28 protein-coding genes are annotated in these 25,178 nt (G+C 63.0%); 15 read left to right on the forward strand and 13 right to left on the reverse strand.

The window, feature by feature from the left end:
• Positions 1 to 13: 13 nt before the first annotated feature.
• From GTP90_RS08025 to GTP90_RS08040, 4 genes are all read left to right on the forward strand, one after another.
• Positions 14 to 886 (forward strand): N-acetylmuramoyl-L-alanine amidase, encoded by an 873-nt coding sequence (locus tag GTP90_RS08025; protein ID WP_161083087.1) that lies wholly within the window; start codon positions 14 to 16, stop codon positions 884 to 886.
• 17 nt (positions 887 to 903) lie between these two features.
• Entirely contained in the window at positions 904 to 1,515 is a 612-nt protein-coding gene (locus GTP90_RS08030; RefSeq protein WP_161083009.1) for a M15 family metallopeptidase, read from the forward strand.
• A gap of 137 nt (positions 1,516 to 1,652) precedes the next feature.
• Entirely contained in the window at positions 1,653 to 1,904 is a 252-nt protein-coding gene (locus GTP90_RS08035) for a type II toxin-antitoxin system TacA family antitoxin (RefSeq protein ID WP_161083010.1), read from the forward strand.
• Entirely contained in the window at positions 1,901 to 2,311 is a 411-nt protein-coding gene (locus GTP90_RS08040; RefSeq protein WP_161083011.1) for a GNAT family N-acetyltransferase, read from the forward strand. Before GTP90_RS08035 ends, GTP90_RS08040 begins: the two co-directional genes overlap by 4 nt.
• A gap of 43 nt (positions 2,312 to 2,354) precedes the next feature.
• Here the strand turns inward: GTP90_RS08040 and GTP90_RS08045 are convergent, their stop codons facing one another.
• Complete coding sequence (locus GTP90_RS08045) at positions 2,355 to 3,332, reverse strand: aldo/keto reductase (RefSeq protein ID WP_161083012.1); 978 nt, start codon at positions 3,330 to 3,332, stop codon at positions 2,355 to 2,357.
• 110 nt (positions 3,333 to 3,442) lie between these two features.
• Between GTP90_RS08045 and GTP90_RS08050 the strand changes: the two genes are divergently transcribed.
• Complete coding sequence (locus GTP90_RS08050) at positions 3,443 to 4,342, forward strand: LysR family transcriptional regulator (protein WP_161083013.1); 900 nt, start codon at positions 3,443 to 3,445, stop codon at positions 4,340 to 4,342.
• Here the strand turns inward: GTP90_RS08050 and GTP90_RS08055 are convergent, their stop codons facing one another.
• The 4 genes from GTP90_RS08055 to GTP90_RS08070 all read right to left on the reverse strand — a co-directional run bounded on the left by GTP90_RS08055 (position 4,343) and on the right by GTP90_RS08070 (position 8,800).
• A complete protein-coding gene (locus GTP90_RS08055; RefSeq protein WP_161083014.1) occupies positions 4,343 to 5,167 on the reverse strand; it encodes a DUF3037 domain-containing protein in 825 nt (274 codons plus the stop codon).
• Positions 5,164 to 5,907, reverse strand: a complete 744-nt coding sequence (locus GTP90_RS08060) for a HipA family kinase (protein ID WP_161083015.1) — start codon at positions 5,905 to 5,907, stop codon at positions 5,164 to 5,166. The genes GTP90_RS08055 and GTP90_RS08060 overlap by 4 nt, the downstream gene beginning before the upstream one ends.
• A 68-nt stretch (positions 5,908 to 5,975) precedes the next feature.
• Positions 5,976 to 7,550, reverse strand: a complete 1,575-nt coding sequence (dacB, locus tag GTP90_RS08065; protein ID WP_161083016.1) for a D-alanyl-D-alanine carboxypeptidase/D-alanyl-D-alanine endopeptidase — start codon at positions 7,548 to 7,550, stop codon at positions 5,976 to 5,978.
• A gap of 11 nt (positions 7,551 to 7,561) precedes the next feature.
• Complete coding sequence (locus GTP90_RS08070; RefSeq protein WP_161083017.1) at positions 7,562 to 8,800, reverse strand: spore maturation protein; 1,239 nt, start codon at positions 8,798 to 8,800, stop codon at positions 7,562 to 7,564.
• Positions 8,801 to 8,908: 108 nt separating this feature from the next.
• Here GTP90_RS08070 and GTP90_RS08075 point away from each other — a divergent pair, with 108 nt between their 5' ends.
• The 7 genes from GTP90_RS08075 to GTP90_RS08105 all read left to right on the forward strand — a co-directional run bounded on the left by GTP90_RS08075 (position 8,909) and on the right by GTP90_RS08105 (position 15,286).
• Positions 8,909 to 10,618 (forward strand): ABC transporter substrate-binding protein, encoded by a 1,710-nt coding sequence (locus GTP90_RS08075; RefSeq protein WP_371875035.1) that lies wholly within the window; start codon positions 8,909 to 8,911, stop codon positions 10,616 to 10,618.
• Positions 10,619 to 10,638: 20 nt separating this feature from the next.
• Positions 10,639 to 11,556: a YihY/virulence factor BrkB family protein gene (locus GTP90_RS08080; protein ID WP_161083019.1), complete on the forward strand. Its 918-nt coding sequence runs from the start codon at positions 10,639 to 10,641 to the stop codon at positions 11,554 to 11,556.
• Positions 11,557 to 11,932: 376 nt separating this feature from the next.
• Positions 11,933 to 12,247, forward strand: coding sequence for an ArsR/SmtB family transcription factor (locus tag GTP90_RS08085; protein ID WP_161083020.1), 315 nt, complete (start codon positions 11,933 to 11,935; stop codon positions 12,245 to 12,247).
• Positions 12,244 to 12,717: an arsenate reductase ArsC gene (locus GTP90_RS08090; RefSeq protein ID WP_161083021.1), complete on the forward strand. Its 474-nt coding sequence runs from the start codon at positions 12,244 to 12,246 to the stop codon at positions 12,715 to 12,717. Before GTP90_RS08085 ends, GTP90_RS08090 begins: the two co-directional genes overlap by 4 nt.
• The gene (locus GTP90_RS08095; protein WP_161083022.1) at positions 12,717 to 13,997 is read left to right on the forward strand and encodes an arsenic transporter; all 1,281 of its coding nucleotides are present in this window, start codon (positions 12,717 to 12,719) and stop codon (positions 13,995 to 13,997) included. The genes GTP90_RS08090 and GTP90_RS08095 overlap by 1 nt, the downstream gene beginning before the upstream one ends.
• 9 nt (positions 13,998 to 14,006) lie before the next feature.
• Entirely contained in the window at positions 14,007 to 14,711 is a 705-nt protein-coding gene (gene arsH / locus GTP90_RS08100) for an arsenical resistance protein ArsH (RefSeq protein ID WP_161083023.1), read from the forward strand.
• A complete protein-coding gene (locus GTP90_RS08105; protein ID WP_161083024.1) occupies positions 14,711 to 15,286 on the forward strand; it encodes a flavin reductase family protein in 576 nt (191 codons plus the stop codon). Before arsH ends, GTP90_RS08105 begins: the two co-directional genes overlap by 1 nt.
• A 129-nt stretch (positions 15,287 to 15,415) precedes the next feature.
• Here the strand turns inward: GTP90_RS08105 and GTP90_RS08110 are convergent, their stop codons facing one another.
• The 6 genes from GTP90_RS08110 to GTP90_RS08135 all read right to left on the reverse strand — a co-directional run bounded on the left by GTP90_RS08110 (position 15,416) and on the right by GTP90_RS08135 (position 22,025).
• Positions 15,416 to 16,543 (reverse strand): acyl-CoA dehydrogenase family protein, encoded by a 1,128-nt coding sequence (locus tag GTP90_RS08110; RefSeq protein WP_161083025.1) that lies wholly within the window; start codon positions 16,541 to 16,543, stop codon positions 15,416 to 15,418.
• Between the two features lie 24 nt (positions 16,544 to 16,567).
• Positions 16,568 to 17,236 carry an SDR family oxidoreductase gene (locus tag GTP90_RS08115; protein ID WP_161083026.1) on the reverse strand — a complete coding sequence of 223 codons (669 nt, stop codon included), beginning with the start codon at positions 17,234 to 17,236 and terminating at the stop codon, positions 16,568 to 16,570.
• A 4-nt stretch (positions 17,237 to 17,240) separates the two neighbouring features.
• Positions 17,241 to 18,440: an acetyl-CoA C-acyltransferase gene (locus tag GTP90_RS08120; RefSeq protein WP_161083027.1), complete on the reverse strand. Its 1,200-nt coding sequence runs from the start codon at positions 18,438 to 18,440 to the stop codon at positions 17,241 to 17,243.
• The gene (gene aceK, locus GTP90_RS08125) at positions 18,433 to 20,256 is read right to left on the reverse strand and encodes a bifunctional isocitrate dehydrogenase kinase/phosphatase (RefSeq protein ID WP_161083028.1); all 1,824 of its coding nucleotides are present in this window, start codon (positions 20,254 to 20,256) and stop codon (positions 18,433 to 18,435) included. The genes GTP90_RS08120 and aceK overlap by 8 nt, the downstream gene beginning before the upstream one ends.
• Positions 20,257 to 20,323: 67 nt before the next feature.
• On the reverse strand, positions 20,324 to 21,508 hold the full coding sequence (locus GTP90_RS08130; protein WP_161083029.1) for an isovaleryl-CoA dehydrogenase: 1,185 nt from the start codon (positions 21,506 to 21,508) through the stop codon (positions 20,324 to 20,326).
• Between the two features lie 112 nt (positions 21,509 to 21,620).
• The gene (locus tag GTP90_RS08135) at positions 21,621 to 22,025 is read right to left on the reverse strand and encodes a MerR family transcriptional regulator (protein WP_161083030.1); all 405 of its coding nucleotides are present in this window, start codon (positions 22,023 to 22,025) and stop codon (positions 21,621 to 21,623) included.
• Positions 22,026 to 22,113: 88 nt separating this feature from the next.
• On the opposite strand from GTP90_RS08135, the gene GTP90_RS08140 reads away from it, so the two are divergent.
• From GTP90_RS08140 to GTP90_RS36380, 3 genes are all read left to right on the forward strand, one after another.
• Complete coding sequence (locus GTP90_RS08140; RefSeq protein ID WP_161083031.1) at positions 22,114 to 23,154, forward strand: MBL fold metallo-hydrolase; 1,041 nt, start codon at positions 22,114 to 22,116, stop codon at positions 23,152 to 23,154.
• A 243-nt stretch (positions 23,155 to 23,397) separates the two neighbouring features.
• Positions 23,398 to 23,805, forward strand: coding sequence for a hypothetical protein (locus GTP90_RS08145; protein ID WP_028819584.1), 408 nt, complete (start codon positions 23,398 to 23,400; stop codon positions 23,803 to 23,805).
• A gap of 247 nt (positions 23,806 to 24,052) precedes the next feature.
• On the forward strand, positions 24,053 to 24,223 hold the full coding sequence (locus tag GTP90_RS36380; RefSeq protein ID WP_008443115.1) for a hypothetical protein: 171 nt from the start codon (positions 24,053 to 24,055) through the stop codon (positions 24,221 to 24,223).
• Between the two features lie 15 nt (positions 24,224 to 24,238).
• Here the strand turns inward: GTP90_RS36380 and GTP90_RS08150 are convergent, their stop codons facing one another.
• Positions 24,239 to 24,835, reverse strand: coding sequence for a UbiX family flavin prenyltransferase (locus tag GTP90_RS08150; RefSeq protein ID WP_161083032.1), 597 nt, complete (start codon positions 24,833 to 24,835; stop codon positions 24,239 to 24,241).
• The gene (grxD, locus tag GTP90_RS08155) at positions 24,828 to 25,139 is read right to left on the reverse strand and encodes a Grx4 family monothiol glutaredoxin (RefSeq protein ID WP_161016047.1); all 312 of its coding nucleotides are present in this window, start codon (positions 25,137 to 25,139) and stop codon (positions 24,828 to 24,830) included. Before grxD ends, GTP90_RS08150 begins: the two co-directional genes overlap by 8 nt.
• Positions 25,140 to 25,178 lie beyond the last annotated feature (39 nt).

A 25,178-nucleotide genomic window follows, 5' to 3' on the forward strand; every position in this document is an offset into this window, starting at 1 on the left:
GAGACCGCTAATGATGAAGCTCTTGCCGCTTGCCGCCCTGTCCACCGCCGTCGCCCTGCTGGCCGGCTGCGCCACCGTGCCGCCGCCCGGGCCGCGCCTCGACACCACTCTGACGGCGCGCAGCCAGAGCGACCGCATCAAGTACATCATCCTGCACTACACGGTCAGCGACCTGCCGCGCTCGATCAAGATCCTGACCCAGCAGGAAGTCAGCGCTCACTACCTGCTGACCGACACCGACCAGCCCTTCTTCTACACGCTGGTGGACGAATCGCGCCAGGCCAACCATGCCGGCCTGAGCAGCTGGAAGATCTACAACCAGCTCAACTCGGCGTCGATCGGCATCGAGATCGTCAATCCGGGCTTTGTCGACACGCCGCAGGGCCGGGTGTACGCGCCGTTCAAGCAGGCGCAGATCGACCAGCTGATCTTGCTGTTGAAGCAGATCGTCGCGCGCCACGACATCAAGCCGGAGAACATCCTCGGCCACAACGACATCGCGCCGCAGCGCAAGCAGGACCCCGGCCCGCTGTTCCCGTGGAAGCAGCTGGCCGACGCCGGCCTGGTCGCGTGGCCGGAGCCGAGCCGCGTTGCCGCGCGCCTGCAATTGTTCCAGCAACAGGTGCCGGACGTGGCGTGGTTCCAGCGCAAGCTGGCCCAGCACGGCTACGCGGTGCCGCAGACGGGCGAGCTGGACCAGGCCACCCGCAACGTGATGGTGGTGTTCCAGTCCAAGTATCGCCAGTCGCTGTACGACGGCGAGCCGGATGCGGAAACGGCGGCCATCCTCGATGTGCTGACCAGCCCGCTGCCGGTGCAAATGGCGGTGCCGCCCACCGTGATGCCGCCGCCGCAACCGGCGCCGGGCACCTTGCCGACCGAATAAGCCGTTGGGAGCGCAACATGGCTGTCACCGTCCGCTGTGAAGAAATCGCCGGCCACCCGGATTTCCGGCGGCTCGGCAGCATCGCCGGCATCGCGGTCGACCTGCGCTACGCCACGCCGGACAACTTTGTCGGCCGCGACTTGTACTCGCCGCTCGACTGCGCCTGGCTGCACCAGGACGCGGCGGCGGCGCTGGAGCGCGTGGTGGCGTGGCTGGGCAGGCGCCGGCCCGACTGCAAGGTGCTGGTGCTGGACGCCTTGCGCCCGCAGCGCGTGCAGGAGCAGCTGTGGCTGGCGCTGCAAGGCACCGAGCTGCTGGGCTACATCGCCGATCCGGCGCGCGGCTCGATCCACTCCTTCGGCATGGCGCTGGACCTGACCCTGCTGGACGCGCAGGGCCGCGAGCTGGACATGGGTACCGGCTTCGATGACTTGTCCGAGCGCTCGCACCCGGCGCTGGAGGCCGAACTATTGGCGCGCGGCGAACTGAGCGCACAGCACGTCGCCAACCGCCGCCTGCTGCGCGAGGCCATGTTCCAGGCCGGCTGGGTCGGCATCAACAGCGAATGGTGGCACTTCGATTGCGGCGACCGCCTGCTGGTGCGCCGCGACTACATCCGCGTGCTTTGACAGGGTTTGACTTGGGTTCGTTGAGGTTTACTTGTACGGCCGTTGGCCGTATTGTTGGTATGGAATGACAAGCAAATACCACGGAGGGCAATTCAATGACGACAACTCCGCCAAGCGAGCCATTGAAGCGGGCGCGAATGGAGCTCAAGACCACTGACGCGGCAAAGGAATTGCTCAGTCTGGTCGCTGCCTTGGATGGAACGGATCTGACCGCATTCATCTTGAATACCGCCATGGAAAAGGCTCGTAAAGTTGTGTCTGAGCACAGGTCCATTACGCTCAGCAGAGACGGGCAGGAGGCGCTTGCTCGCCTGCTGCAATCGACGCCCGGCGAACCCACGAAGGCGATGCGTGAGTTGATGTCCTTGCCTGATTTGGATAAGGCATGACGATCGTTTTTTCGAAATACGACCCGAACCTCACTTACGCTGGCCAAAAGAAGTTTGACTGTGGGAATGCGGCTATCAATAAGTTCGCACACGACTCTCTTAAATCACAAGTGAGAAAAGGAGTCTGTGTAGCTTACGTGCTGCTACCCAAACAAATTCCGTGTACCCGACTCATCATGCTTGGCGTTGACAACCAGTACAAAGGGCGGAACTTGGGCAAGCAACTGATGAAAGAGGCCTTCAAGGCGACCAAATTGGCTGCCCAAGCGGTAGGCTCGTTCGGCATGTATCTCGACGCCGATGCCGAAGCAGTCGGCTTCTATGAAGCGTTAGGCTTTAGTCTATTGGAAGGTAACAAAAGCCCTAACCCGTCGCCTATGTTCCTTCCAATGAGCGGCGTTCCCTAATTGCCCAGTCCCGTTATGCTCCAACGCTGAAGGCGACCGGATTTTAGCGATCCACCATCGCCATGCGCTCCTTGCTGTAGCGCGGGCCGGACACCTGCTTGAGCGCGTTATCCAGCACCGCCATCTCGGTCGCATCGAGCGTGATCTCCGCCGCGGCCACGTTCTGCTCCAGGTAAGTGCGGCGGCGCGTGCCGGGGATGGTGACGATATCGTCGCCCTTGTGCATGGCCCAGGCCAGCGCGATCTGCCCCGGCGTGACCAGGCGATGGTCGGCCAGCTCGCGCACGATGGCGGCCGCTTCCATGTTGCGGTCGAAGTTCTCGCCCTGCAGGCGCGGGTCCAGATGGCGGAAATCGCTGGGTGGATACTCTTCCGCGCGCTTGGCGGTGCCGGCCAGGAAGCCCCGTCCCAGCGGGCTGAACGCCACCAGGCCGATGCCCAGTTCGCGCAGCGCTGGCAGCACGTCGGCCTCCAGGTTGCGCTCCCACAGCGAATACTCGCTTTGCAGCACGCTGATCGGATGCACCGCGTGGGCGCGGCGGATGTTGGCCACGCCCGCCTCGGACAGGCCCAGGTAGCGCACCTTGCCCTCGCGGACCAGCTCGGCCATGACGCCCACCACCTCCTCGATCGGCACCAGCGGATCGATGCGGTGCTGGTACAGCAGGTCGATGTGGTCGGTGTTCAGCCGGCGCAGCGAGCCTTCCACTTTTTCGCGGATGTGTTTCGGATCGCTGGTCACGCCGACGGTCTTGCCGTCGCGGATGTCGAAGCCGAACTTGGTGGCGAGGATCACCTCGCTGCGGCGGCCTGCGAAGGCGCGGCCCAGCAGCGCCTCGTTGTCGTAGGGGCCGTATTGCTCGGCCGTGTCGAAGAAGTTGACGCCCAGTTCCAGCGCGCGGTGCAGCGTGGCGACCGCCTCGGTCTGGTCGGCCGGCCCATAGGTGTTGCTCATGCCCATGCAGCCCAGACCCTGCGCCGATACCGTCAGGCCCTGGCTGCCTAAAGTGCGTTGTTTCATGGTGACTCCTGCTTGATGTGGTGCTTTCAGTATGGCGACCGCACAAAAAATACACAATCCACTTACAATGCAAAGCATTGTTGATGCAGCTGCAACGGTGGAGTGGGGCGATGGAAATGTTGAAGGAAATGGCCATCTTTGCACAGGTGGTCGATAGCGGCGGTTTCTCCGCGGCGGCGCGGCAGCTGGAGCTGACCACGTCGGCGGTCAGCCGCCACGTCTCGCGGCTGGAGGCGCACATGGGCGGACGGCTGCTGCAGCGGACCACGCGTTCGCTGTCGCTGACCGAGCTGGGCCAGCAGGTGCACGCGGCCTGCGCGCGCATGGTGAGCACGGCGCGCGAGGTGCATGCGCTGGCCGGCAGCTACAGCGCGCGGCCGAACGGCACCATCCGCGTCAGCGCGCCCATCGTGCTGGGCCAGGTGTGGCTGGCGCCCAAGCTGCCGGGTTTCCTGGCGCGTTATCCCGAGGTCGATGTCGAACTCCAGCTGGTGGACCGCAAGATCGACCTGATCGAGGAAGGCATGGATCTTGCGATCCGCATCGCCACCGAACTGGCGCCCGGGCTGGCGGCGCGTACGCTGGGGCCGGTGAGCTATGTGCTGGTGGCCTCGCAGCAGTACCTGGACGCGCATGGCGAGCCGCAATCGCCGCACGAGCTGCCGGCGCACCAGTGCAGCTACCTGGGTTATGCGCGCTTCGGCGACGCGTGGAGCATGCGGCGCGGCGGCGAGACGGCCAGCATCCGCGTGCCGTCGCGGCTGACGATCAACAACAGCGGCGCCTTGCTGTCGGTGGTGGAGGCGGGCGGCGGCATCGGCCTGGTGCCGGATTTCACGGCCCGTCCGGCGCTGACGCAGGGGCGGGTGCGGCGGGTGCTGCCGGAGTGGATTTTCGACCAGCCGTATGCCGGCACCGTGCACGCGGTCTACATGCCCGGCCCGCACCTGGCGTTGAAGGTGCGGGCGTTCATCGATTACCTGGTGGAGGAAGGATTGCCGGGGATGTGATTACCGGGAGCGAGCAAATGCCAAGATCGGCGCAACGTTGTCGTGGCTAACCACGATGACGTTCTTTGCTTTCAACTCAGCGACGATCTCGCCTTGAGCACGGCCGCGCGGCGTATGCTCATGGGCCTCGGGCCCTTTGACGGCAAAGAGGACTTGAGCGGGTAACAGATCGCGCTTTTTAAGCGAATCAATACGGTAGAGCCATTGGCCGCCGTGGTCAATGATTTTCGCCGCGTCGGTGTAATTGAGGTTGAGTGGCTTAATGATTTTTTCGGGATGCTCTTCCGTGCCTGCCACGAAAGGAAAATGCGCGTGATATTCCTCGTTGCCGATGCGCGCCGCATGAAATTTGTTTTGGAGTCCGGCATCGCGCAACCATCCGCTGACATCGCGTTCCAGGAGTTTTTCCTGATACTCCTTGTTCGCAAAATTGTGTCCGACATAGTAGTCATAGAGCTCGTGCAATTTCGACGTGCAGTCCTCGGCCAACACCAAGCGTGGTTCGCTAAAGCGCAACATGGTTTCGCGAGGCTTAACCAGCTCTGTCCAAATGCGCAGCAGAGCTTCTTTATCGTAACTGCCAGTCTGGTTGAATATCAAATCGAGCCGTTTCATCTCCTCGTTCAGATCGCCGATAGAGGCTTTGAAAACCTTGGGATCGAGCCCTTCAAAGAAATTGGTAACGCGAGCGTATCGGTTGATCAAAAGCTTAAACCCGAAGAAGCGTATGCCAGGTGCAAGCATCACCACGCCGACATTGGCGAACTCTCCCGTTTCGATGAACGGGGTAAAGCGAACAATGGCGTAATGACAGGCGATATTCATGTTGGTGGCAACTGCCAGAATGCATCTGTTAGAGCGCGCTTCAGAAGCCGCTTGATTTCATCAAACGGGAACTTGGTCGGCATGGTCATTTCGGCGTCGATAAAGTGCCAAGCTAAGGGAAGCGTATCACAAATATCATCCCAATTTTCCAGTGCCGTGGCAAAGCGGGCACGGTACGTGTCGCGCAGGAGGAAATCGCTGAACAGATCGGCTACTTCGGCGGAAAACACATGAAGATGAAGAAATTGTGCTGGGTCGAAGTCCGCATCAAAAGCCAAATTGTGATCAATCATGACCAAGGATGGCGGCTCACCGACAGTCCATAGAAGATTGGGATTGCCGCCGATATCCGTCAAGTTGCGATCCGCATTGCGTACCCACCAGTCAAACAAGACGATGTCGCGACGAAGGCTTCGCTGCACTCGTTTGATATGGCTGCGCATCAGGTTCTTCGCGTTCACTCGGCGTGAAGCGAAGACTGGCCCGGAACCCAAGTCTTGGTAGGCGCCAGTTAAGTCGGCTTCGACTATTTCGACGGGTACAGTCGCCAATGCATAGTGGGCAATTGGCAGTTCCAATGCAGAGCATAACTGAGCGCATATCCACTCGGCGATCAGTTGATATCGAGTAGTCGATTTGCCCTTGACGAAGTAGACGTCACCGTCATCGCACCGGCAGATGTAAGGACGAGTTTGTCCTTCTTGGGAGCGGCCTAGTATTTCGGTGACGGTTAAGGACATCTCGCAATGTTCCCCGTGACGTTGTGTTCAGCTCATTCTACGCGAATTTCAATGTGGAAAATTACAGCTCATTTGCTGCGGGCCACCCAGTCGATCACGCCGTCCAGCACGGTGCGGCCGGCGCCGTTGGCGACGTGTTCGTCGTTCAGGATGGCGACCACGATGCAGGGCTGGTTGTTGTCGTCGGTGACGTAGCCGGCAATGGCGATCACGCTCTTCAGGCTGCCGGTCTTGATGCGCGCGCGCAGCGCGGCCGGGCTGTCCTTGAGGCGCTTGCGCATGGTGCCGTCGGTGGCGGCGATCGGCAGGCTGGACAGGAACTCGGGCATCCATAGGCTCTTCAGCCCGGCTTGCAGCACGCCGGCCAGTTGCGCCGGCGTGGCGCGCTCGGTGCGCGACAGGCCGGAGCCGTTGTCGAAGACCAGGCCGTTGGCGTCAATGCGCTGGGTTTGCAGCCAGGCGCGGATCGCGGTCTCGGCGCGCATCGGCGTGCTGGCGGCGCTGCCGTCCGGGGCGATCGGGCGGCTGCCCAGCACCGGGTCGGCTTGCAGGCTGCCCAGCATCAGGAACACCGTGCGGGCCAGGGTGTTGTCGGAGAACTTGTTGATGTCGCGTAGCATTTCCGGCAGCGGGCGGGAGACGTGTTCGGCCAGCAGGCGGGTGGCCGGGGCGGCAGAGGGCTGTGCGGACGCAGCGTCGGCGTTCGCGGCCGGGCTGGCGTCTGCGTCCGGGTTGGCAGGCATGGCGCTGGCGGCGGGCGAGGTGGTCACGATGGCGGTCGGCGTGGCGGTGGCCGTCGCGTCGGCCTCGCGCACCTCGCCGCTGATGCTGCCGCCGAGCTTGCGCCAGGTGGCGCGCAGCAGGCGCTCCAGGTAGTCGTGGTGGTCCATCACGTCGACGCTGGTCGACTTGATGCAGTTTTTCGGGAAGCTGCCATGCAGCACCACCTCGATCTTGTCGCCGCTGCGCGCCACGTCCGGCGAGCGCCAGCCGGCCTCCCATGAGGAGCACGGCGCATCGCTGAGCTTCATTTCCGAGCGGATGCCGACCTTGTCCATCTCCGGCATCATCACCAGCCCCAGCTTGTTGCCGGTCGAGCGCATTTCCAGTTTCAGCAAATTGGTGTTGGTCAGCAGCGCGTCGGGAATCACGTTGTAGTAGGCCCACGGATACTCGTCGAACGGTGGCTGCCCCACATCAGGCCGCGCCGGCTGGAACAGCTGCCGGTCCAGCAACACGTCGCCCTTAATCTTGCGGATGCCCTGGTTGCGCAGCGCCTGCAGCATGTGCAGCAGCACATCCTCGTTCAGGTCGACATCGCCGCCGCCGCGCAGGATCAGGTCGCCCTGCAGCACGCCGTTGACCACTTCGGCGCTGGTGCGGAATTCGGTGCGGCCGCGGAAGGCCGGCCCCAGTTGTTCCAGCGCCGTCATCGTGGTGAACAGCTTCATGGTGGACGCCGGCTGCATGCTCTGCTGCGCGTTGTGCGAGACCAGCGTGGTGTCGCCGCGCAGCACGACGATGCCGGCGGCCTCCGGCGGGATATGCGCCGCCTGCAGCAGCGCGCTGATGGGCTCCGGCAGGTCGGCGGCGTGGGCGGTGCCGGCCGCGATCAGCGCGGCAAGGATGAGGCGACGGAACATGGTTATCCGATTCAATGGAAGAAAACGTAAGCGACAAAAATCGCGGCGATCACGCCGGTCAAATCGGCGATCAGGCCGCAGGAGATCGCGTAGCGCGTCTTGCGTATGCCCACCGAGCCGAAGTACAGCGCGACGATGTAGAAGGTGGTGTCGGCCGAGCCGTTGAACACGCAGGCCAGGCGGCCGACGAACGAGTCCACGCCGTAGGTGCGCATGGTGTCGATCATCATGGCCTTGGCGGCGCTGCCGCTGAGCGGCTTCATCAGCGCGGTCGGCAGCGACGGCACGAAATCGGTGTTGATGCCGAGGTGGCCGAACAGCCAGCTGAAGCCGTCCACCACGTAGGCGAACACGCCGGCGTTGCGGATCACGCTGATGGCCACCAGCATGCCGACCAGGTAGGGGATCACGGTGATCGAGGTCTGGATGCCGCCCTTGGCGCCTTCGATAAACGCCTCGTAGACGTTGACCTTGCGCCGCAGCGCGCCGATGATGAAGCCGGCGATCACCACCATCAGCACCAGGTTGCTGAAGACCTTGGAGAACAGTTCGATTTCGAGCTTGGTCATGTAGTGCGTGAAGGTCCAGACCATGCCGGCGATGGCGGCGGTCATGCCGCCCAGCCAGCCCAGCACCACGCCGTTGAACAGGTTGATGCGCTGGCGGATGGCGACGGCGATGATGCCGGTGACGGTCGCCACATAGGTCGCGATCATGCACGGAATGAAGATGTCCGATGGGTCGGCCGCGCCCAGGATCGAGCGCTGCGCCATGATGGCCAGCGGGATCAGCGTCAGGCCCGAGGTGTGCAGCACCAGGAACATGATCTGGGCGTCGGTCGGCTCGTCCTTGCTGGGGTTGAGGGTTTGCAGGCTTTCCATGGCCTTGAGGCCGAACGGCGTGGCCGCGTTGTCCAGGCCAAGCAGGTTGGCCGAGAAGTTCATCACCATGTGGCCGGTGGCCGGGTGGTTCTTCGGCACGCCGGGGAAGATGCGCGAGAAGAACGGCGCGATCAGCCGCGCCAGCAGGTCGATGGCGCCGGCCTTTTCGCCGATGTTCATGATGCCCAGCCACAGCGTCATCACGCCGGCCAGCGGCAGCGCGATGTCCATCACGCCGGCCTTGGCGGAATCGAAGGTGCCGTCGATGATGCGTTTGAAAATCTCGGTGTCGCCCGTCAGGAGGAACTGCGCCAGCGCTGCCACAAAGCCGACCAGGAAGAAGCCGGACCAGATGTAATTGAGCGACATATCGAGAAATTTTCCTGAAAGCAGTGGACGATGCGCAAAGTATAGCGGGTAAGCCCGTCAAAAAAGTTATAAGCTGCCGCTTTACGTATGCGAGGTGGAATGGACCTGATGCCCAAAAGTTATGCCGCAGCCCTGCTGGCGCTGGTGTTATCGGCCGGAGCCGCCGCTGCCGCCGAGCCGAAAGTCTTGCACGCCTTCCTCAGCACCGGCGAGACCGGACTTGATCCGGCGGTGGCGTCCGATATCGCCAGCCTGAGCCTGCTGGAGAACCTGTTCGACCCGCTGCTGCGCTACGATTACCTGGCCCGCCCCGTCAAATTGCAGGCCAACACGCTGAGCGCCATGCCGACCGTCGAGGACAACGGCCTGAGCTACACCTTCCACCTGCGCCAGGACATCTACTTCACGCCCGATCCGGCGTTCAAGGGCGAACACCGGCAAGTGACCGCGCAGGACTACGTCTACAGCCTCAAGCGCCTGTACGACCCGGTGCTGAAGTCGCCATGGCTGTTCCTGTTGGAAGGCAAGATCGCCGGCGACGAGGCGCTGAAAACAAAATTCAGCTACGACAGCAACATCGCCGGCCTGCAAGCGGTGGACAGGTTCACCTTGCGCATCCGGCTCAACGCGCCCGATCCCAACTTCCTGTTCTACCTGGCCACGCCCTCCACCGGCGTGGTCGCGCGCGAAGTGATGGAGGCCTACGGCGCGCAGGCCGGCAACCACCCGGTCGGCACCGGTCCCTTCCTGATGGGCCGATGGAAGCACAGCGACCAGATCACGCTGCTGGCCAACCGCGACTTCCGCCCGACGATGTTCCAGGGCCGCCGCCTGCCGCTGCTGGACCAGGTCGACATCAAGATCGTCGAGGAATACCAGTCGCGCGTGCTGGGCTTCCTGAACGGCGAATTCGATTTCCTCGAACAGCTGCCGGAATCGATGAAGGACATGGTGCTGACTCCCGACGCCAGGCCGACCCTGAAACCGGCGCTGGCCAGGCAGGGCATGGTGCTGTCGCCCTTCCCGGTGCTGCAAACGTACTACATGTGGATGAACATGGAAGATCCGCTGATCGGCGGCTACAGCAAGGAGAAGCTGGCCCTGCGGCGCGCCATCGCGCTGGGCTACAACAGCGGCGAGGACGTGGCGCTGATGAAGAAAGGCCTGGCGCTGCCGGCCGCGACACCGCTGCCGCCCAATGTGCTGGGCTACGATCCCGCCTACCGCAGCCCGGTCGCCTACGATCCCGCGCTGGCCAACGCGCTGCTGGAGCGCTACGGCTACCGCAAGGGCGCCGACGGCTTCCGCACCCAGCCCGACGGCAAGCCGCTGACGCTGGTGATGCACAGCGAATCGTCCACCGTAGGCCGCCTGCGCGACGAGCTGTGGCGCAAGAACCTGAACGCCATCGGCCTGAAAGTCACGTTCAAGAGCGACAAGAAAACCGAGATCATCAAGGCCTCGCGCCTGGGCTCGGTGATGATGTTCGAGACCAACTGGGTGGCCGACTTCCCCGACGGCGAGAACTTCTACCAGCTGCTGTACGGCCCCAACAGCGGCCGCGCCAACTACGCGCGCTTCAACCTGCCGGCCTACAACCAGCGTTACGAGCAGAGCCGCAAAATGGGCGACTCGCCGCAGCGCACCGCGCTGTACGACGAGATGGCGCAGCTCATCCACGCCTACACGCCGTGGGTGCTGCTGACCCATCCGATTTCCGCCGACCTGCAACAGCCGTGGCTGAAGAACTACCAGCGCCATCCGGTCGAATTCACCAACTGGCGCTATCTGGACGTAGCCGCACATACGCCGCGCTGAGTCATGCGTACAATGGCGGCATGAGACTATTCAACCGCAGGGCGTTGCTGCACGTCAGCGCGCACCCGATGGCTTTCCTGGTGCAATGCGTGAAGGGCTTCCGCGCCAATCAAGGCTTGCTGCTGGCGGGCGCGGTCGCCTATTACTCGCTGCTGTCCATCGTGCCGCTGGTGATGCTGGTGGTGGTCGCGCTGTCGCATGTGATTGCGCAGGATGAACTGCTGGCCACGCTGGGCCGCTACCTGAACTGGCTGGTGCCGGGCCAGGCCAAGGCCATCGTGACCGAGGTCGGCCATTTCCTCGACCACCGCGACCTGATCGGTGGCGTGCTGGTGGTCAGCATGATTTTCTTCAGCTCGCTGGCGTTCACTGTGCTGGAGAACGCCATGTGCGTGATCTTCAAGCACCGGGTCGAGATACGGCGCCGGCATTTCCTGATCTCGGCGATCATGCCCTACTGCTACATCCTGTCGCTGGGCGTGGGCATGCTGCTGGTGACGCTGGTGGCGGGCAGCCTGCAGGTGCTGGGCGAGGAAAGCGTGCAATTCCTTGGCTACAGCTGGTCGCTGCATGGCGTGTCCGGCGTGCTGCTGTACCTGCTGGGCCTGGGCGGCGAGGTGCTGGTGCTGACCTCGATCTACCTGGTGATGCCGGTGGGACGCCTGTCGCTGTCGCACGCGCTGATTGGCGGCGTGACGGCGGCGCTGCTGTGGGAACTGGCGCGCCACATCCTGGTTTGGTATTTTTCAACCTTGTCGCAGGTGAACGTGGTGTACGGCTCGATGACCACCGCCATTGTCGTCATGTTCAGCCTGGAGATCGGCGCCACCCTGCTGCTGTTCGGCGCCCAGGTCATCTCCGAGTTCGAACGGGTCGGCCGCCACCGCCAGCCGCGCGCGCCGGTGCCGATGACCACTCAAGCTACAGAAGTAAAATAATTTGTGCGTCGCACAAAAAACTGTGTTACACTACGTTCGTGGTTGAGGTTGAAAGGGAGGAATCCCGGAAAACAGTCCCACCCACGTCCAAGTGGAGCGCCGCGATTCGATATGTGTAAGACCGAACCGCAGTTGACGCGAAGCCTGGAGTTGTAATTCCGGATACGATGGTCGATTTACACGTTGGAGGCACCACGCAGATAGCATGGGCGTCCGAGACTCTGGAGTCACTTTGCAGATAGCACTGGATTCCGGCATACGATTAAAGCATTGGTAATACATTGGAACGAAGCCCGCTGAGATGCGGGCTTTTTTTTATGGCCGATTCATTTCGATATTATTTGAAATGTCGAATCGATTGCGGTACTATCGCCGCATGGATACTAAACAAGCTCTGGCGGCCCTGTCGTCGCTGTCCCAGGAAAGCCGGCTGGCCGTGTTCCGGCTGCTGGTGCAGGCTGGGCCGGACGGCATGGCGGCCAGTAAAATTGCGGAACGGCTCGCTATTTCGCCGTCGTCGCTATCGTTTCACCTGAAGGAGCTGAGCCATGCCGGCATGGTCAGCTCGCGCCAGGATGGCCGCTTTGTCATCTACGCGGCCGATGTGGGCGCGATGAACGGCCTGATCGGCTTCCTTACCGAAAACTGCTGCAGCGGCCTGCCCTGCGGCGTCAATGACTGCACCTCATGAACGTTCTTTTTCTTTGTACCGGTAATTCCTGCCGCTCCGTGTTGAGCGAAGGCGTCTTCAACCATCTGGCGCCGGCGGGCTGGCGCGCCATCAGCGCCGGCAGCCAGCCGATGGGCGCGCTGCATCCGCGCGCGGTGGCGCTGCTGGCGCGCAAGGGCATTTCCACCGAGGGCTATTACAGCAAATCGTGGAATGACTTGCCGGTCACGCCGGACATCGTCATCACCGTATGCGGCAGCGCGGCCGGCGAGACTTGCCCGGCCTACCTGGGCCAGGTGTTGCGCGCGCATTGGGGCGTGGACGATCCCAGCCATGTGGTCGGCACCGAGGAAGAAATCGAGGCGGCGTTCGAGCACGCCTACCGCATCATCCGAGCACGCATCGAGGCCTTCCTGGCCTTGCCGCAGGGCCTGGACAAGCACCAACTGAAACAGGAACTGGACCGCATCGGCGGCCTGAGCGTGTCCTGATGGTGGCCGCTTCCCTGATCTTCCTGGCGACGCTGACCCTGGTCATCTGGCAGCCGCGCGGCCTGGGCATCGGCTGGAGCGCGGTAGCCGGCGCCTGCGTGGCGCTGCTGGCCGGCGTGATCCATGTCGGCGACATTCCCGTGGTGTGGCACATCGTGTGGAACGCCACCGGCACCTTCGTGGCCATCATCGTCATCAGCCTGTTGCTGGACAAGGCCGGCTTCTTCGAGTGGGCCGCGCTGCACGTGGCGCGCTGGGGACGCGGCAGCGGCAAGCTGCTGTTCGCGATGTTCGTGCTGCTGGGCGCGGCGGTGTCGGCGCTGTTCGCCAACGATGGCGCGGCGCTGATCCTCACGCCCATCGTCATCGCCATGCTGCGCGAGCTGAAATTTTCCGGCAAGGCCACGCTGGCCTTCGTAATGGCGGCCGGCTTCGTGGCCGACACGGCCAGCTTGCCGCTGGTGGTGTCCAACCTGGTCAACATCGTCTCGGCCGACTACTTCAACGTCAGCTTCGCGCGTTACGCGGCGGTGATGGTGCCGGTGAACTTTGTCGCCGTGGCCGCCACGCTGGCGGTGCTGTTGTGGTTCTTCCATCGCGACATCCCGGCCGACTACGACCTGGCGCAGGTCAAGCGTCCCGAAGACGCGATCCACGACCGCGCCACCTTCATCACCGGCTGGTGGGTGCTGGGCTTGCTGTTGATCGGCTTCTTCTGGCTGGAGGATTTGGGCGTGCCGATCAGTGCCACCTCCGCCGTCGGCGCGGCCATGCTGCTGCTGGTGGCGGCGCGCGGGCATCGCGTCTCGACCCGCGAGGTGATCGGCAACGCGCCGTGGCAGATCGTGGTCTTCTCGCTGGGCATGTACCTGGTGGTGTACGGCCTGCGCAACGCCGGGCTGACCGACTACCTGACCTCCGCGCTCAACGCCTGCGCGCAGCACGGCGTGTGGGGCGCGGCGATGGGCACCGGCGTCATCACCGCCATCCTGTCGTCGATCATGAACAACCTGCCGACCGTGCTGATCGGCGCGCTGTCGATCGACGCCAGCACCGCGCAGGGCGCGGCGCGCGAGGCCATGGTCTACGCCAACGTGATCGGCAGCGACCTGGGGCCGAAGATCACGCCGATCGGCAGCCTGGCCACGCTGCTGTGGCTGCACGTGCTGGAAAACAAAGGCATCAAGATTTCGTGGGGCTACTACTTCCGCGTCGGCATCTGCCTGACCTTGCCGGTGCTGCTGGTGACGCTGGCGGCGCTGGCCCTGCGCCTTAACTGAGGAGTCTGCATGGATCTGCCCAACATCAACCCAGCCCTGCTGGATACGCCGACGCTGGACAAGCTGGCCCCGGCCGGCGACTTCGATCATCCGCCGCGCATCCTGATGCTGTATGGCTCGCTGCGCGAGCGTTCGTTCAGCCGCTTCCTGACGGAGGAGGCCGCGCGCATCCTGGAGCACTTTGGCGCCGAGGTGAAAATCTTCGACCCGACCGAGTTGCCGATGGTGGGCAGCGTATCGGAAGACCATCCCAAGGTGCAGGAGCTGCGCGCCCTGTCGCTGTGGTCCGAGGGCCAGGTGTGGTGCAGCCCGGAGCGCCATGGCGCGATCACCGCCGTGATGAAGAACCAGATCGACTGGATCCCGTTGGAGCAAGGCGCGCTGCGTCCGAGCCAGGGCCGCACCTTGGCCGTGATGCAGGTGTGCGGCGGATCGCAGTCGTTCAACGTGGTCAACACGCTGCGGCTGCTGGGACGCTGGATGCGCATGTTCACGATTCCCAACCAGTCGTCGGTGCCGATGGCCTACAAGGAATTCGACGACGCCGGCCGCATGCGGCCTTCCGCGTACTACGAGCGGGTGGTGGACGTGATGGAAGAGCTGTTCAAGATGACCCTGCTGCTGCGCGGCAGGACCGACTACCTGACCGACCGCTACAGCGAGCGCAACGAGCGATCGGTCACGGCGATCAACCGGCAACTTGGGAAGATTTGATGGACCCGCACATCCTGCCAGTCGAACTGGAAAAAGCGTATCGCTTATTGAACCACGGCCCGACGGTGCTGGTCTCGGCCACGCATGGCGGCACTGCCGATGTAATGGCGGCGGCCTGGTCATGCGCGCTGGATTTCATGCCGCCGAAGATCACAGTGGTGCTGGATAAATCGACCAGCACGCGCGCGTTGGTCGAGCAGAGCGGTTATTTCGCGCTCCAGGTGCCGAACATGGCGCAGATCGACCTGACGCACGCGGTTGGCAGCATGAGCCTGGCCGATGTGCCGGACAAGCTGGCGCGCTGCGGCGTCGAGCTGTTTCATGTGGAAGGCCACGAGACGCCGCTGGTGGCTGGCTGCTCGGGCTGGCTGATTTGCAAGGTGGTACCGGAACCGCACAACCAGCAGACCTACGACCTGTTCATCGGCGAAGTGGTCTCGGCCTGGGCCGACAGCCGTGTGTTCCGCAATGGCCACTGGGAGTTTGAATCCGCCGGCCCGGAATGGCGCAGCCTGCACTACATCGCCGGCGGCACTTTCTACGCCATCGGCGAACTTGCCAAAGTCAAAACCTAAACTTGCGGTCGATAAACTTGGGGTCAAGTCTGACATTCGGACACGAGCTCTGCCGTAAGCGCGTGCTTAAGGCAGAGCTCGTGTCCGAATGCCAGACTTGACCCCAAATTGCTTAGCCCCAATGTGGGGTTAGAGTGCGCGGGCGATCAGCAGTTTCTGGATGTCGCTGGTGCCTTCGTAGATCTGGCAGACGCGCACGTCGCGGTAGATGCGCTCCACCGGGAAGTCGGATACGTAGCCATAACCGCCGTGCACCTGGATCGCATCCGAACACACCTTCTCCGCCATCTCGGACGCGAACAGCTTGGCCATCGCCGCTTCCTTCAGGCATGGCAGGCCGGCGTCCTTCATCGAGGCCGCGTGGCGGATCAGCTGGCGCGCCGCTTCGATCTGCGTCGCCATGTCTGACAAGCGGAACTGCACCGCCTGGTGCTCGAAGATCGGCTTGCCGAAGCTTTCGCGATCGCGCGCGTAAGCCAGCGCCGCTTCGTACGCCGCGCGCGCCATGCCCACCGCCTGCGAGGCGATGCCGATGCGTCCGCCCTCCAGTCCCGACAGGGCGATCTTGTAGCCCTGGCCTTCCTCGCCGATCAGATTCTCCGCCGGAATGCGGCAGTTCTCGAACAGGATCTGCGCCGTGTCCGACGAGTGCTGGCCCATCTTCTGCTCCAGCCCCGCCACGATATAGCCCGGCGCCGAGGTCGGCACCCAGAACGCGCTGATGCCCTTCTTGCCGGCCGCCTTGTCGGTGACCGCCATGACGATGGCCACGTCCGCATACTTGCCGCTGGTGATGAACTGCTTCACGCCATTGATCACGTACTCGTCGCCATCGCGCGTGGCGGTAGTGCGCAGGGCGGCGGCGTCGCTGCCGGTGTGCGGCTCGGTCAGGCAGAAGGCGCCCAGCATCTCGCCCTGCGCCAGCGGACGCAGCCACTGCTGCTTCTGCCTGTCGTTGGCGTACATCATCGCGATGCTGCACACTGGGCAGTTGTTGACCGAGATGATGGTGGACGTGCCGCCATCACCCGCCGCGATCTCTTCCAATACCAGCGCGAGCGACACGTAATCCATGCCGGCGCCGCCCAGCGCCTCCGGCACCGCGACGCCGAACGCGCCCAGCGCGGCCAGCTCCTTCAGCTCCTCTTTCGGGAAGTGATGTTCCTTGTCCCAGCGGGCCGCGTTGGGCGCCAGGCGCTCCTGTGCAAACGTGCGCAGGGCGTCGCGTATCATTTCGTGTTCTTCGCTCAGTATCATGTTGTCTCGTTTATCGTTATTGAATCACCAGCCGATGCTTGTGCCATCGTAGTTGCGATACACCGCCCGGTCGGACGCGGGTAGCGCCGCCAGCGTTGCGCGGATGCCTGCCGCGCTTTCTTCCACCGAGAGGTCGGCCTCGCCGCCGCCCATGTCCGTGCGCACCCAGCCCGGATGCAGCGCGACGCACGTCGCCCCCTGCTTGCCGAAGCTGAGCGCGGTATCGATCAGCACCGAGTTCAGCGCCGCCTTGCTGGCGCGGTACAGCGAGCCGCTTGGATTGCCGCGCTCGCTGAGCGAACCCATCTTCGACGACACCACCGCCAGCTTGCCGCGCACCGCGCACACCATCGGCGCGATGATGGGCAGCAGCCGCATCGCCGCCAGCACGTTGGTGTGCATCACGTTGTCGAAGTCCGATTGCAGCGGGAAGCCGTCGTGGCGCGGACCGTACACGCCGGCGTTGAGGATGGCCACGTTGAGCTCCTCGCCATCCAGCTTCCAGCCCAGGCCTGCAACGGCCTCGACGTTGGTCACGTCCAGTCCGTGCGCCTCGGCGCCCAGCTCGGCCAGGGCGTCCACGTCCTCCGGCTTGCGCGCGGTGGCGATCACGCGCCAGCCGTCGGCCAGGTACTGGCGCGCCAGTTCCAGGCCGATGCCGCGCGAGGCGCCGATGATCAGTGCCGTCGCCATCCGCTTACACCAGCTCGATGGCCATCGCGGTCGCTTCGCCGCCGCCGATGCACAGCGCCGCCACGCCCTTCTTGCCGCCGGTGCGCTTCAGCGCGCCGATCAGGGTGACGATGATGCGCGCGCCGGATGCGCCGATCGGGTGGCCCAGCGCGCAGGCGCCGCCGTGGATGTTGACCTTGTCGTGCGGGATGTCGAGGTCGCGCATGGCGGCCATCGGCACGGCGGCGAACGCTTCGTTGATCTCGAACAGGTCGACGTCCTTGGTGCCCCAGCCGATTTTCTTGTACAGCTTTTCCACCGCGCCGATCGGTGCGGTGGTGAACAGGTTGGGTTCCTGCGCGAAGGTGGCGTGGCCATGGATCTTGGCGATGATGGTGGCGCCCAGTTTCTTGGCGGTCGATTCGCGCATCATCACCAGCGCGGCGGCGCCGTCGTTGATCGACGACGACGAGGCGGCGGTGATGGTGCCGTCTTTCTTGAACGCGGCGCGCAGCGTCGGGATCTTGTCGACCTTGGCCTTGAGCGGACCTTCATCCTTGTCGATGACGGTGTCGCCGGCGCGGCTGGTCACGGTCACGGGCGCGATTTCCCACTTGAAGTAGCCCTCGCTGGTGGCGACCTGTGCGCGCTTGACCGATTCGATGGCGAAGTTGTCCTGCGCCTCGCGGGTGAACTCGTACTTGGCCGAGCACTCTTCGGCGAAGGTGCCCATCGAACGGCCTTCGCCGGTTTTCTCGTTGCGCGAGTAGGCGTCTTCCAGGCCGTCGTACATCATGTGGTCGAACAGCATGCCGTGGCCGATGCGGTAGCCGCCGCGCGCCTTCGGCACCAGGTAGGGCGCGTTGGTCATCGATTCCATGCCGCCTGCGACCACCACTTCGGCGCTGCCCGCCACCAGCTGGTCGTGCGCGAAGATCGCAGCCTGCATGGCCGAGCCGCACATTTTCGACAGCGTGACCGCGCCGGTCGAAGTCGGCAGGCCGGCTTTCAACAGCGCCTGGCGCGCTGGCGCCTGGCCCTGGCCCGCCATCAGGCAGTTGCCGAAGTAGACGTGCTCGACCAGGTTGGCCGCTATGCCGGAGCGTTCGACGGCAGCCTGGATCGCCACAGCGCCCAGGTCGTGCGCGGCCTTGCCGGAGAAGTCGCCCTGGAAGGCGCCCATGGGGGTGCGGGCTGCACCGACGATTACGATAGGATCATTCATTTTCTAGAGTCTCCATAAATGGCGGCTGGATGGCCGCCGGTGGGGTGGTGTGTTGATTGCAAAAACGGATGTGCTGCGGATACGGGAACACGTCTTCCACATAGCCGTCGAGGATGCGCTGCTTGCGCGCCTGCCACCAGGCTTGCGTCAGCAGTTCGCTGTGGTGCTTCATGAAATACTTGCGGATCTTGGCGTTCCCCAGCAGGAAGCGACCGAACTGCTCGGGGAAAACGTCGTACTTGCCGATCGGGTACCACGGCTCGGAGGCCATTTCCTCTTCCTCCGTGCGCGCTTCCGGGATCACGCGGAAATTGCAGTCGGTGATGTATTCGATTTCGTCGTAGTCGTAAAACACCACGCGCTGGTGGCGCGTGACGCCGAAGTTTTTATAAAGCATATCGCCGGGGAAGATGTTGGCGGCCACCAGTTCCTTGATGGCGTTGCCGTACTCCAGCACGCCGTGTTCGATCTGCACGTCGTCGTTGTCGTTGTCGGCGTTGGTCAGCCATATGTTGAGCGGCACCATGCGGCGCTCGATGTACAGGTGCTTGATGACGAGCTGGTCGCCCTCCTCCTCCAGCAGCGACGGCACGAAATGCTTGAGCTCGGCGATCAGCTCTTCGCTGAAGCGGTGGCGCGGGAAGGCGACGTTGGAATATTCCAGCGTGTCGGCCATGCGGCCGACGCGGTCGTGGTGCTTCACCAGCAGGTATTTTTCCTTGATCAGCGCGCGCGAGGTTTCCTTGGGCGCGGGGAAGAAATCCTTGATGACCTTGAACACATACGGGAACGACGGCAGCGCGAACACCAGCATCACCAGGCCGCGGATGCCGGGCGCGATGTCGAACAGGTCGGACGAGTGCTTCAGGTGCTGCAGGTAGTCGCGGTAGAACAGCGTCTTGCCCTGCTTTTGCAGGCCGAGGATGGTGTAGATCTCGCTGCGCGGCTTGCGCGGCAGCAGCGTGCGCAGGAACTGCACGTAGGCCGACGGCACTTCCATGTCGACCAGGAAGTAGGCGCGCGTGAACGAGAACAGGATCGTGATCTGCTCGTGGTCGAACAGCACGGTGTCGAGTATCAGCTCGCCATGCTTGTTGTGCAGGATGGGCACGACGAACGGGTATTCCTTGTTGCCGTTGATGCCCTTGCCGACGATGTAGGCGCCCTTGTTGCGGAAGAACAGGCTCGACAGCACATGGATCTGGTGGTTCGGCTCCAGCTTGATGCCGCCGAACAGCGTGCGCAGCCGGGCTTCGACCTGCGTCACGTCGCGCGACAGGTTGGCGAATTTCGTGGCCAGCTGGAAGTTGGTGATGATGCGCTTGAGCGTGTAGTGCAGGCCGTCGGTGCCGGGGTAGTAGACGCGGTAGGTCGGCGCCACCTCCTCGGTTTCGATGTACTCGGTGGAGACCACCGGGCGCACGAAGATGAACTCGTTGTGGAAGTAGCGGCGGTGCAGGATGTTGCAGCAGACCGAGTTGAAGAAGGTCTCGGCCAGCTCGGGCTGCTTGTGGTCGGACAGCATGCCGATGTAGTGCAGCTTGAGTTCGCGCCACACCTCGTCGGTCAGCTCGGCCGGGTCGTACTCGTCCTCCAGCATCTGCACGCATTCCTGCACGCGGCGGTCGTAGAAGCCGATGCGTTCGCGCGCGGCCTGCTGCGCCACGCGCCAGGCGCCCTGCTCGAAGTGCTGCTTGGCCTGCTGGCTGGTGAGCCGGAACAGGCGGTAGTGCTTGTCGAAGCCGTCGCGGATGGTGCGCGCGATGTCGAACGCGATCTGCGAGCGCAGCAGTTTGGGGAAAGCAGCCTGGATCATGGGTCAGCCCTGGTGTGCGTTGGCGGTGGGTTAATACTGCCGCCGGGCCAGCCAACGCACACGATGCTTACTTGGTTTCCGCGAACAGTTCGCGGCCGATCAGCATGCGGCGGATTTCGCTGGTGCCGGCGCCAATCTCATACAACTTGGCGTCGCGCCACAGGCGGCCGACCGGATACTCGTTGATGTAGCCGTTGCCGCCCAGCGTCTGGATCGCCTCGCCGGCCATCCAGGTCGCTTTTTCTGCGCTATACAAAATGGCTCCCGCTGCATCCTTGCGCAACTGGCGGACCGCTTCCGGGGTTTTGGCCCGGTCGCAGGCCTGACCGACGGCGTACACATATGCCTTGCACGCCATCATGGTCGAGTACATATCCGCAATCTTACCCTGCATCAGCTGGAATTCGCCGATCGGCTGGCCGAATTGCTTGCGGTCGTGGATGTAGGGCACCACCGCGTCCATGCACGCCTGCATGATGCCCAGCGGGCCGCCGGACAGCACGGTGCGCTCGAAGTCCAGGCCGGACATCAGCACGTTGACGCCCTTGCCCAGGCCGCCCAGTACGTTCTCGGCCGGCACTTCGCAGTTGTCGAACACCAGCTCGCCGGTGTGGGAGCCGCGCATGCCCAGCTTGTCGAGCTTCTGGGCCACGGAGAAGCCCTTGAAACCTTTTTCGATCAGGAAGGCGGTCATGCCTTTCGGGCCGGCTTCCAGGTCGTTCTTGGCGTAGACCACCAGCACGTCGGCGTCGGGGCCGTTGGTGATCCACATCTTGGTGCCGTTCAGCACCCAGCGGTCGCCCTTGAAGTCGGCGCGCAGCTTCATGCTGACCACGTCGGAACCGGCGTTCGGCTCGGACATCGCCAGCGCGCCCACGTGTTCGCCGGAGATCAGCTTGGGCAGGTATTTTTGTTTTTGCTCTTCGGTGCCGTTGCGCTTGATCTGGTTGACGCACAGGTTCGAGTGGGCGCCGTACGACAGGCCGACCGAGGCCGAGGCGCGCGAGATTTCCTCCATCGCCACGATGTGGGCCAGGTAGCCCATGTTGGCGCCGCCGTATTCCTCGCCGACGGTGATGCCGAGCACGCCCAGCTCGCCCATCTTGCGCCACAGGTCCATCGGGAACTGGTCGTTGCGGTCGATTTCAGCGGCGCGCGGCGCGATTTCCGCTGCGGCGAACTGTTGCACGGCTTCGCGCAGGGCGGCGATGTCTTCGCCGTGGTCAAAGGTCAGGCCTGGGAGATGGAGCATGTCGTCCTCATTCTTGTGTTTTGGTGGAAGCGTCAATAATACGCCGGTGTGACGTTAACGTAAACGTAAAGCAGCGGTGACGGTGGGCCGTCACGCAATCTTATTATTTTTATCAGATGGTGGCCGGCTTGGGCTCGCCGATGGCGGCCAGCAGGCGCTTGCATTCGTCCTCGTGGGCGGTGATTTCCGCCAGCGACATTTCGATGTCCTCGCGCTGCTGTTCCAGCGTTTCGCGGTGCTGCGCCAGCACGCCCAGGAAGCGGTTCATCTGGGCGCTGGTATCCTTGGGCGATTCGTACATGTCGACCAGGCTCTTGATTTCCGACAGCGACAGGCCCAGGCGCTTGCCGCGCAGGGTCAGCTTGAGGCGGGTGCGGTCGCGCGGCGTGTAGACGCGGTTGCGGCCGCCGGCGCCCTCGCGGGACGGGCTCAGCAGGCCCTGGTCTTCGTAAAAGCGGATCGCGCGCGCCGTGATGTCGAATTCACGGGCCAGTTCGGTGATGGTATAGGTGGGCATCTCTAGGTTTGCGGTAAAGTCGTACAATTTCCGTTTACGTCAACGTCAAGCACATTGTAGCGCGCCTGACTTTCCGAAAGAAGAAAATATGAACCCGCTCGAATCGCAACTGGACTACCCGCTGGGCGACACCATCCCGGCCATCGGCGCCGTGCACGAGATCGCGCCCGGCCTGCGCTGGCTGCGCATGCCGCTGCCATTCGCGCTGGATCATATCAACCTCTGGCTGTTGCGCGACGGCGAGGGCTGGAGCGTGGTCGACAGCGGCGTGGCCGCCGACGCCACCCGCGCCGCCTGGGAGTCCATCTTCGAAAACGGCCTGGACGGCCTGCCGGTGCGGCGCGTGTTCGCCACCCATTGCCATCCCGACCACATCGGCCTGGCCGACTGGCTGTGCCGCCGCTGGGACGCGCCGCTGTGGACCACCACCGGCGAGTACGGCTTCGCGCGCATGATGTCGGCCGCCCTGCCGGGCGTGGACGGGCTGGCGGCGCTGCCGCACTTCCAGCGCCACGGCCTGCGCGATCCGGGGATGCTGGAAAAGATGGGCAGCCGGAAAAACTACTATCCGACGCTGGTGCCGTCGGTGCCGGCCGCCTACAACCGCATCCAGGACGGACAGTTGATTGTTGTTGGTGAGCAACAGTGGCGGGTGATCACCGGTTTCGGCCATTCCCCCGAGCACGCGGCGCTGTATTGCGCGGAATTGAACGTGCTGATTTCCGGCGACATGGTGCTGCCGCGCATATCCACCAATGTATCGGTTTTCGCTGTCGAGCCGGAAGCCAATTCGCTGACGCTGTATTTGGAATCATTAAGCAAGTTTGTTGACTTGCCGAATGATGTATTGGTGTTGCCGTCGCACGGCAAACCATTCCACGGACTCCACACCCGCATCGTCCAATTGCGCCAGCACCACGTCGAGCGGCTGGCCGAAGTGGTCGACGCCTGCCGCGATTGGCAGTCGGCGGCCGACATCGTGCCGCTGATGTTCAAACGGCCGCTGGACGCCCACCAGCTGAGCTTTGCGCTGGGCGAGGCGCTCGCCCATTTGCACAATTTGTGGCACGACGGTATCGTGCGCCGTCAAACAGGGGCGGACGGCATCATACGCTTCCGCGTCGCGTAGCGTTGAAAGTCTGGCCGTAAACTAGCAGTAGTGTTATTGTAATAACTTCACTATTTCCGCTGGAAACGGCTCCGAGGCTCAGGCCCATTTCGCAGCGGGAAACCGAATAAAGTTCGGCGCCTGTTATTGCGGGCGCTTGCACTTACAGAGGATAAAGTGTTAATTATAAAATCCCATCACGTCACAATCAGATCTTAAAAACAAGAGACTGACTTTCATGACGCAACGTGAAATAGTGCAATTATGAATTCTTCCAATGAACGCGAAAGCTTTAGCCAGCGCTTGCAACAGGCTCTCAAAAACGCCCACTACTCCCCCGACAGTCCAACCCGGTTGGCGCGGGAATTCAACATCCGCTTCGATGGCCGGCCCATCACCGTCCACGCCGCCCGCAAATGGCTGGTAGGCGAGGCGATTCCGACCCAGGAAAAGCTGCGCATGATCGCGCAATGGCTGGGCGTGCCGGCCGAATGGCTGCGCTTTGGCGGCGCCGAGGCGGACGCGCCGGCTGGAGACGGCGGCAACGGCCTGTCGCGCTTCGAGTCGGCCGACGTCAAGTTGATCGCGGATTTGCAACGCCTGGACGAGCATCACCGCCAGATCGCACGCGAATTTATACGCATGTTGGTGCGTGTAAACTACCAAAAGTAGTCATTTTATGTACTACTACGGAGTTATTTTTACCGTTTGTGGCTGAAGACCGGACTGTTTCCTTGTGAAACTAGTTTCACGGGAAATCAAGTTTTTGTTCGGAATGGGCGTCCCCAAGGGGGCGCCTTTTTTATTTTTGGGGGCTTTACGAATTGTCATAGTTTCGACACGGTTTTGAGGCACAATAGGTAATCAGCGCCGCTGAGCCGCAGCATTTACTTCGGGAGCCTAGCTTTTGAGCCGTCTTATGAAAAGTAACTACAGCAACGTCGCGCAGCTAAAAGATTTGATGACCGCCCCCCCGATGACCGCCGCCCAGCATGCGGAGGTGATGCGCAAGCGTATCGCCCACCGTCGCATGGTGGAGGAAGCACGGGATCTGAAGAAGGCCAGCGGTTCGCAGTTCGATAAACGCTAGCGCGGTACAGGCGGGTTAGTTCGGTTCGCTGGCGGGCTTCATGCCGTTCCAGCGCGGGGCCAGCGTGTGCCCGATGCTGAACAAATCCAGCACCCGGCCCACCGTGTGGTCGACCATCTCCGCAATGCTTTGCGGGTTGTGGTAAAAGCTGGGCAGCGGCGGGAAGATGATCCCGCCCATTTCCGTCACCGCCGTCATATTGCGCAAGTGCGCCAGGTTGAACGGCGTTTCCCTCACCATCAGCACCAGCCGGCGGCGCTCCTTGAGCACCACGTCGGCCGCGCGCGCGACCAGGTTGTCCGACAGGCCGTGCGCCACCGACGCCAGCGTCTTCATCGAGCATGGCGCGATGATCATCCCATCCGACTGGAAAGAACCGCTGGCGATGGCCGCGCCGACGTCGCGCACCTTGTGCACCACGTGGGCCAGCGCCTCGACCTCGCGCCGCTGCAAGCCGGTTTCCTGGTGCAGCGTGAGGACCGCGGCGTCCGAGACGATCAGGTGCGTCTCCACGCCGGCGGTGTGTTGCAACTGTTGCAGCAGACGCACGCCATACACCGCGCCGGTGGCGCCGGTGATGGCGATAATAATCCGCCGCGGACGATCAGGCATCCAGCAGGGCCTTCAGCTCACCCGACTCGAACATTTCGTTCATGATGTCCGAACCGCCGATGAATTCGCCCTTGATGTACAGCTGGGGAATGGTTGGCCAGTTCGAATAATCCTTGATGCCCTGGCGGACTTCAGGATCTTCCAGCACGTTCACGGTTGCAATGTTCTCAACGCCGCAAGCTTTCAGGATCTGGATGGCACGGCCGGAGAAGCCGCATTGCGGGAACTGGGCGGTGCCCTTCATGAACAGCACCACCGGGGTGTTGGTCACGGTTTCTTTGATCCAGGTTTGTACGTCGCTCATAGCTGCCTCAGTGAAAAGATGTAATTAGATGCCGTCATT

The organism is Duganella vulcania, assembly GCF_009857655.1.
Lineage (GTDB): Bacteria > Pseudomonadota > Gammaproteobacteria > Burkholderiales > Burkholderiaceae_D > Rugamonas > Rugamonas vulcania.